2 protein-coding genes are annotated in these 1,919 nt (G+C 58.4%); one reads left to right on the top strand and one right to left on the bottom strand.

Features of this window, described 5'->3' with window-relative positions; all coding sequences use genetic code 11:
- The coding region (locus JJE47_17860) for a hypothetical protein (protein MBK5269292.1) at window positions 1–269 on the bottom strand (269 nt) is incomplete at its 3' end.
- 110 nt (window positions 270–379) lie between these two features.
- Here JJE47_17860 and JJE47_17855 point away from each other — a divergent pair.
- The coding region (locus JJE47_17855; protein MBK5269291.1) for a glycosyltransferase at window positions 380–1,919 on the top strand (1,540 nt) is incomplete at its 3' end.

The raw sequence follows: 1,919 nt of genomic DNA, 5'->3' as shown, positions 1-1,919 counted from the left end.
TTCTGATCGATCGAGATGGCCGGAGACAGCCCCTCGATGAAATCAACGTCAGGCTTGTCCATTTGTCCGAGGAACTGGCGGGCATAGGCCGACAAACTTTCGACATATCGCCGCTGCCCTTCGGCATAAATGGTGTCGAATGCCAAGGACGACTTCCCCGAGCCGCTTAGGCCCGTAAACACGATGAGCTGATCTCGGGGTAGCTCCAGCGACAGGTTCTTCAGGTTATGGGCACGGGCGCCCCGAATAGAAATGGAATTAGCAGACACGACGACCGATTGTACAGGACAGGGGGATTACCGCATCGATGCATTTCACCTCGCGACACGGCCTGAATGGGAGGAGTCAAGGTGGTTCGCAACCCAACCGATATGATGTGATGAGCCGAACAGGAACCGCTCCCACCGTGAAAGAAATAAAGGTCATCGTGACCATGCCGGCCTATGAGGCCGCCATGACGCTCGAAAAGACGCTCAATGACCTTCCACCGGGGGTGGCAGGCGAAATCATTGTCGTCGACGACTTCAGCAGCGACAACACCAGCGAAGTGGCAAAATCTCTCGGACTCACTGTCATCCGACATCCGGAGAATCGTGGCTACGGGGGCAACCAAAAAACGTGTTACAAAGCTGCCCTGGGAGCTGGAGCGGACATTGTCGTTATGCTTCACCCCGACTATCAGTACGATCCCAAAGCCGTGCCACTGCTCATCGGACCTCTGCTATCGGGAGATGCCGACATGACGTTTGGCTCCCGGTTCGCCGGTATGTCCGACCCCCGGGAGGGCGGGATGCCGCTGTACCGATACGTCGGTAATCGCCTCACCACCAAATTCCAAAACGTAGTCATGGGTACCCGTTTTACCGAACTGCACTCGGGCATGCGCGCCTACAGTCGCGAGTGCCTACTCTCGATGCCATTCCTGACATACAGCGACGACTTCTCGTTCGACGCCCAATTCATAACCGAAGCTATCGGCCGTCGCCAACGTATCATCGAGGTGCCGATACCGACCCGATACACTCTCGAGTCGTCGTCTATTGCCGTCGGCCCTTCACTTCGGTATGTGTGGGCGAGTGCCCGTCTGGCGCTGAAATCCCGAGCCAAATGGGGACGAAGGGGACGATCATCAAAGCTGGTCCCGGCCGCGGCTCGGCGCCATTCGGGCGTAGCTACCGCGGCCGGGCCGTGTATCCGATGCGACTCGCGATCCCATGTCCTGGTCTACGAAGCCAATGCCGACGGGCCGGTCGACCCGACGGAATATCGTTGCACCACGTCGGGACTGAATGTCCATGACGACATCATCCAATGCCAGGTTTGCGGTTTGCTCTCGGCCAACGGCGGGCCAACGACCAGCGAGATTCTCGCGGGATACGCAACCGTGGAGGATGCGTCATACCTCAACGAGATCGAAGTACGGCAGGGAGTGTTCGAGTGGATGCTCGCCCAGCTAGATCCATACATAAGTTCCGGTCGACGACTGCTGGAGTTCGGTAGCCACGTCGGCATGTTTCTGTCCGTTGCCGACAACCGTGGCTGGGAGGCGACGGGCTTCGAACCCTCGCTCTGGTCGGTGGCCTGGGGAGCAAAGAACCTGGCTGTCGACCTCCAGCAGGGCACGATCGAGGGGTTCGAAACCGAAGAACCCTACGACGTGGTCGCCATGCTCGACGTCCTTGAACACGTCGTCAACCCTCGTCTCGCTCTCGACAAGGCCAACCAGGCATTGCAGGACAATGGACTCCTACTCCTGTCAACCGTAAACACCGAGAGCCTCCACGGCCGAATTCGACGCGGCAGATGGCCTTGGTTCATTCGCAGCCACCTGCACTATTTCACACCCGAAACCCTCACTGGACTTCTCCGTGACACAGGATTCGAACCGCTGGAATGGAAAGTCGTTCCCCGCCCGCTTC

It is taken from the genome of Acidimicrobiia bacterium (genome assembly GCA_016650365.1).
Classification (GTDB): Bacteria; Actinomycetota; Acidimicrobiia; order Spongiisociales; family JAENVV01; genus JAENVV01.
Note: the sequence above shows the minus strand (reverse complement) of the source record. Positions and strands in the feature narration are given on the sequence as shown.